General features: G+C 65.3%; 5 protein-coding genes and 1 pseudogene. 3 read left to right on the forward strand and 3 right to left on the reverse strand.

Translation table 11 applies throughout. The features are described from left to right. Positions 1-75: 75 nt before the first annotated feature. The gene (locus tag VFG49_RS12345) at positions 76-429 is read left to right on the forward strand and encodes an antibiotic biosynthesis monooxygenase family protein (RefSeq protein ID WP_324860902.1); all 354 of its coding nucleotides are present in this window, start codon (positions 76-78) and stop codon (positions 427-429) included. A 93-nt stretch (positions 430-522) separates the two neighbouring features. Here VFG49_RS12345 and VFG49_RS12350 read toward each other — a convergent pair whose 3' ends face one another. Together VFG49_RS12350 and VFG49_RS12355 are read right to left on the reverse strand one after the other, a co-directional pair. Then, on the reverse strand, positions 523-1,431 hold the full coding sequence (locus VFG49_RS12350; RefSeq protein ID WP_324860904.1) for an alpha/beta hydrolase: 909 nt from the start codon (positions 1,429-1,431) through the stop codon (positions 523-525). Positions 1,432-1,649: 218 nt separating this feature from the next. Next, positions 1,650-3,086, reverse strand: coding sequence for a phospholipase (locus VFG49_RS12355; protein WP_324860906.1), 1,437 nt, complete (start codon positions 3,084-3,086; stop codon positions 1,650-1,652). Positions 3,087-3,203: 117 nt separating this feature from the next. Between VFG49_RS12355 and VFG49_RS12360 the strand changes: the two genes are divergently transcribed. Together VFG49_RS12360 and VFG49_RS12365 are read left to right on the forward strand one after the other, a co-directional pair. After that, positions 3,204-3,959, forward strand: a complete 756-nt coding sequence (locus VFG49_RS12360; protein ID WP_324860908.1) for a YdcF family protein — start codon at positions 3,204-3,206, stop codon at positions 3,957-3,959. 88 nt (positions 3,960-4,047) lie between these two features. Next, positions 4,048-5,910 carry a chloride channel protein gene (locus tag VFG49_RS12365; protein WP_324860910.1) on the forward strand — a complete coding sequence of 621 codons (1,863 nt, stop codon included), beginning with the start codon at positions 4,048-4,050 and terminating at the stop codon, positions 5,908-5,910. A 4-nt stretch (positions 5,911-5,914) separates the two neighbouring features. Here VFG49_RS12365 and VFG49_RS12370 read toward each other — a convergent pair. Then, positions 5,915-6,176, reverse strand: a pseudogene (locus tag VFG49_RS12370) (NAD(P)-dependent alcohol dehydrogenase); the annotation flags it as partial.

Consider the following 6,176-nt stretch of genomic DNA (forward strand, 5'->3'; position numbering starts at 1 on the left):
TTGGTCTTTGCCATCGCTTGATGGGTTTGAGGACGGCGAGGCGAAAACAGAATTTCTACTCTGACGGATTCGGTTATGCACAGCGATGGTTCCGTATTTTGCGCCCTCTATCGTTGGCGCCTGCATCCGGGTTCGGAAGAATCCTTTGTACAAGCATGGTCGCGAATCACAGGATTGCTTTTGGCCGAGCGGGGATCACTGGGCTCACGTTTGCACCGTGGTCCTGACGACATTTGGTATAGCTATACGCAGTGGCCGTCTGCGGCGGCAAAGGTAGAAGGTCTCTCCCGTCCGTCGGTGGATCCGGATGCTTGGGCACAGCTGCGCGCTGCCATTGCGGAGAGTTTGCCGGAGTTGATCCTTGAGCCGGAGTCTGACTTCCTGGCGCCACTTCCTCGCGATGGTGCCTCCATCAACTCGATGAGCTAAGTGCTTAAGGGTCGGAAGCTTGACGTTGGCTTCCGACCCTAAACGAATGCTCGCCCCGCATCTCCGTGGCTTCGCATCGTTCGAGCTCGTTCGCTAGTCGTCGATGAAATGATGGATGGCCGGGATCGTGACGTCCGGCGCTTCTTCCATCAGCCAGTGCCCAGCATGGGGAACGACCAGCTCCGTCACGTGGGTGGCGGCGTTGCGCATTACGACGGCTTCGTTCGCGCCAAAGGATTTTTCGCCGCCGATGGCGAGCACCGGCATGGTGAGCTTGGTCGCCATGGCGGTCTTGTTGTCTTCGGCATCTTTCCTGATGGAGCGAAACTGCGCAAACGCGTCGTGCATGGCGCCGGGGCGAGCGTAGAGCTCGGCATAGTGCTGGCGCGTGGCTTCGTCGACCTTGGACGGATCGCCCGCGAACTCGTTCCAGAAGCGATCGAGGTAGATGCGTTCGCGGCCGGCGACGAGGCGCTCCATGTCAGGGCCGCCGAAGTCGAAATGCCAGAGGGCGGGCAGGCGCACGATCTGGTCCCAGGGCGGGATGCCTGGCACGGGCGCATCCATCACGACGAGGCGATCGGTCTTGTCCGGATAACGTGCGGCATAGGCGTAGGCCACCATCGTGCCGATGTCGTGCCCCACGACCGCGGCATGGTCGATGCCCAGCTGGGTGAGCACGCTGCGGATGTCCGCCGCCTGGGTTCGCTTGTCGTAACCGTCTTCCGGGTGCGAGGACAAGCCCATGCCGCGCAGGTCGGGCACGACGACGGTGTGATTGCGCGCCAGGTCGGTTGCCAGCGGTGCCCACATGTCGCCGGTATCACCGAAGCCGTGCAGCAGGACGACCGCCGGTCCCTTGCCACCGACGCGGACATGGATCGTGGCGCCCTCCGTCTTGATGTCCTGTACGCGGAACGAGGGAGGAAAGGGCTGGACCGCTGCAATGGCGGTGACGCTGAAACCTGCATACAGGCACGCCATGAGAAGCAGGCGAATCATCGGGTGACTCCCTAGGAAAGTGATGGGTGATACCCCTGGACGGCGAGGTGGACAGCCACCTCGCCGGGTGTAGTTCAAGGCAATAACCGTAACGTGCGCGTGATGGCTGCTGTCCGGATCAGACCAAAGCGGATGCTGCCGAGCAAGGATGACGAAGGCAGTGCCCACTATGCGCAACTTGCATGTTTCGCGGACAGAGCGCGATCAGGGATTCGCCGTCAACCCGGTATGGCGGGGCCGGCCGCCGGATGGCTGAAATCCTCGGGCGTCAGATTGCGGGTCAAACGGAACACGCCTTCGTGCACCTTCCTTGGCAACACCACGTCCAGCACGGTGGTCTGGTGAGGGCCGAGGGCATCGAGCAGGTCGTTGCCGCTGGCCATGGCGGCAATGGCGTGGTGCACCAGTCCGTCCAGGTCCGCCGGTTCCACGCTGACGCTATAAGGCCGATGGGCATCGACGGCGGGACGCAGCGTCTTGCGGCTGTTGGAAGGATCGGGCACGCGGGCCGAGCCGGCTAGCAGGTCGTGGTTGAGGAACAACGAGATCACTTGCGACTGGCGGCTGTTTGCCTGGCGATCGAGCATGAAACCCTGGGGCATCCAGTCGGGATTGGGTGGCGTGCCTGCGTTGAGCAGCAATTTGGCGCCAGGTAGCGGTTCGCCGCTCTCGTCGGTGAGCCTGACGATCAACAGGCTGCGCGGATCGTGGATGTGCACGCGTGGCGTAAACGGACCCACCGGTTCGAGCTCGACCTTGTCCGCGTCGCGCTGGTCATTCTCCGCGTCGAAGGTATCGCACAATTGGTGATAGCCCGCCGCATCCTTCACCTGCAGGCAGCGCAGCAGGGCATCGAGGGTGGTCTTCGGCGCGGCCTGCATGATGCCCTTCGCACTGCCGGAATGGGATGCCCCGGGGATCAGCTTGAACGCCGTGCGCGGCGCGCGGGTGACCTGCAGCGAGAGGCTGTCCTCGAGCGTGCCGCTGTCGTGGGCCAGCACGGCATGTCGTGCGTTGAGGTTGGCCGCGGCCATGCGTACCACGCCGTCCGATCCATCCTCACCCGTGTAGCTGTTGATGTGGTCGTAGAGCGCGCGGTCGGGACGATCGCCGGTGAGTACGAACAGGTATTGCCCACGCCCTAGTGGATCGTCGCCGTGGATATGGTCGAGATTGAGCGAGAGCGATTCGGTGCTGCCCAGTTCGAGCCAATCGAGGATGCGCTGGCCGGGCTCGACGCCGTCGAACCATGATCGCAGGCGGCCGAGCACGCTCTTTCCCAGTTGTGCGAGGGCCGAGCCGAAATTCGCCGGCGCCAGCATCATCAGGTGGGTGAGTCGGATCGTGCTGAAGGTACCGGGACGCTCGCGTTGCGCGCGCAGCCATTCGCGCACGACGGGACCGCCCGTGGAGTGCGTGATGCAGGCGAAGCTGGCGTCGAGCAGATGCAGGTCGCGCAACGCGTGGTCGAAGGCGCGCACGAGGTCCGGCATGGTCACGACATCGTCGAAGCTCACGTATTCGGACAGCCACAAGTCCGTGACGGTGAGCGCCACGCCTTGCGCGGCCGCCTGCTGCTGCAGGCGCAGGGGCAGGGCGCCATAGGTCGCGGTGTTGGTGACGCTCCAGCCGTGGACGAAAACGAGAGTGGTCATGAGCGGTCCCTGCGCCACGCCCCGTCCCCTGATGGGTGCGGGCCGGCAACGCCAACTATGGAGGGAGAAGGATCAGGCATCTAAGATGCCATGACTTTCCACGGACCGGGGACCTGCATGCTCGCCATCCTTTTCGTCCTGTTGCTGGGGGCCGCATGCCTGTACCGCCTGCGCTGGCGGCGGACGGGCAACCTGGTGGTCGCTGCGGCCGCGGTGTTGTTCTTCGGCGTGGGTTGCGGTGCGGTGCCGCGCATGCTCATCCGCAGCCTGCAAAGCCCTTACGACGTGGAACCGGCCATTGCATGGGCGCCGCGCAACGCCATCGTGCTGCTGGGCGCAGGCACCGTCGTGGCAGGCGACGAACCGCTGCAGCCTTCCTATTTCGCTGATGGCCGCGTGTTGCGTGCAGCGCAGTTGTACAACGCGTGCAAGGCAACGGGCAGGGAATGCCATTTGTTCGTGAGCGGCGGCGATTCGCAGGACCATGGCGAAGCCGAATCGGTGGTGTACGGGCGCGCGCTGCGCAAGCTTGGCATTCCCGAGGCGGACATGTCCTTCGAGACGCGCAGCATGACGACCTGGCAGAACGCCCAGTTCAGCCGTCCATTGCTGGCCAGTTACGCACCTCAGCACATGGTGCTGGTGACCTCGGGCATCCACCTGCGCCGGTCACTGCTGTATTTCGCGCACTTCGGCATCGAGCCGCAGCCGGTGGCCGGCGACTGGCTCAATGCACGGCGCGAATGGATCCCCGATTCCTGGAATTACCTGCTGGCCGACGCGGCCATGCACGAGTACCTGGGCATCCTGCGCTACCGCGTCTACAACGCCCTGGGCTGGAACGCGCCGAAGGCCGCCCGGCTGGGCTCCTGATCCCGCCGCGGGTCGTTCATTTTCCAGCCAGCTACGAGGGCAGGATCCGCGTAACCTTGCGCGGATTTTCCCTTTCCCGGGCTTTCCGATGTCTTCCTCCGTACCCTCCGAACCGCACTCGCGTGCGGCGCTTCCGCTTGCGCCATCGCTGGACCCTGCGCTGGCCGCGGCGCGCATGCCGCGGCAATTCCGGCCGCTGTCATGGCGCGTGGCCTGGATGGCCGTGCTGGCGATGGCGCTGGGCGGTCTCGTGGCGTTGATTGCACGCGCGCTCACGGCGCTCATCGGACTGGTGACCAACCTCGCGTTCTACGGCCGCGCGAGCGCCGAGTTCAGCAGCCCGGCAGACAATCATCTCGGCCTGTGGGTCATCGGCGTGCCCGTGGTCGGTGGCCTCATCGTGGGCGCCATGGCGCGCTTTGGTTCTCGCGCGATCCGCGGGCACGGCATTCCCGAGGCGATGGAGCAGGTGCTGCTCAACGAAAGCCGCATTCCCCCGCGCATGACGTGGCTGAAGCCCGTGTCGTCCGCGATTGCCATCGGTACCGGTGGTCCGTTCGGCGCGGAGGGGCCGATTATCGCCACCGGCGGCGCGCTGGGTTCGCTGCTCGGCCAGGTGCTGCATGTCACCGCCGACGAACGCAAGACCTTGCTGGCGGCTGGCGCGGCAGCAGGCATGGCCGCGGTGTTTTCCGCGCCGATCTCCGCGGTGCTACTGGCGCTTGAGCTGCTGCTGTTTGAACGCCGCGCCCGTTCGCTGATTCCGGTGGCACTGGCCTCGGCAGTCGGCACGGGCGTGCGTTATGTGCTGGAAGGCAACGAGCCGATGTTCCCGATGCCGGCCATCGCGGCCCCCAGCCTGATGGCTCTGGCCGTCTATATGGCCATGGGTCTGCTGACGGGTGTGGCCAGCGTCGGTATCACCAGGCTCACCTATGCCATCGAGGATGGCTTCGAGAAGTTGCCGATCCACTGGATGTGGTGGCCGGCCATTGGCGGCGTCATGGTGGGTGTCGTCGGCTATGTGATGCCGGCCACGCTTGGCGTGGGCTACAGCAATATTTCCGCGGTGCTCGGCGGGCAGATCAGCCTGGCGGTGATGCTTGCGCTATGCGTGCTCAAGTTGCTGTCGTGGTCGGTGGCACTGGGCAGCGGCACGTCCGGAGGCACGCTGGCTCCCATGTTCACCATCGGCGGCGCCATGGGCGGCTTGCTTGGTGGCCTGTGCGTGGCGTGGTTGCCGGGGCTGCAGGTGGACCCGCATGTGGCGGCGCTGGTCTGCATGGCGGCGATGTTTGCCGGCGCATCGCGCGCGTTCCTGACATCGGTGGTGTTTGCTTTCGAGACGACGCAGCAGCCGCAGGGACTGTTGCCGCTGCTCGCGGCCTGCGCTGCGGCCTACCTGGTCTCCGGGCTGATGATGCGCCAGACCATCATGACCGAGAAGATCGCGCGTCGCGGCGTGCACGTGCCTTCGGAGTACGCCGCCGACCATCTGGAACGCATCAGTGTTGGCGATGCATGTAGCCGCCAGGTGGTGAGCCTGCTGGCATCCCAGTCGCTGGGCGATGTACGCGCGTGGCTTGCTGACGAGAATGCGTCGACGCGCCACCAGGGTTTCCCCGTGCTGAACGAGGGTGGCCGACTGCTCGGCGTGGTCACTCGGCGCGACCTGCTTGGCCGCGACACGCCGGATGACGTGACGGTGGGTTCGCTGCTGCGTCGTGCGCCGCTGGTGGTGGGAGAGCACCACACCTTGCGCGAAGCGGCCGATCACATGGTCGAGGCCGACGTGGGCCGGCTGGTCGTGGTCGGAAAGGATGGTGCGCGGGTGGTGGGCGTCATCACGCGGGGCGACCTGCTGTCGGCCCATGCGCGCCGCCTGCGCGAATCGCGCGAGGCCAGCCGTCACCTTGGGCGCAAGGCCGCGGTCCAGGACCGCGCCCCGTAGTTGCTCATCCAGTGTGTTTGAGCGACGCGTTGTCGATCACGAAGCGGTACTTCACGTCGCTCTTGAGCATGCGCTCGTAGGCGTGGTTGATGTCCTTGATGTCGATGACTTCGATGTCGCTGACGATGCCGTGCTCGGCGCAGAAATCGAGCATTTCCTGCGTCTCGGCGATGCCGCCGATGGCCGAGCCGGAAATCGAGCGACGGCCCAGCACCACCATGCCCGCCTGCACCGGCGGCGCAATCGGTTCCAGAAGGCCCACCAGG

Origin of the sequence: Dyella sp., assembly GCF_035685885.1 — a bacterium.
Classification (GTDB): Bacteria; Pseudomonadota; Gammaproteobacteria; order Xanthomonadales; family Rhodanobacteraceae; genus Dyella.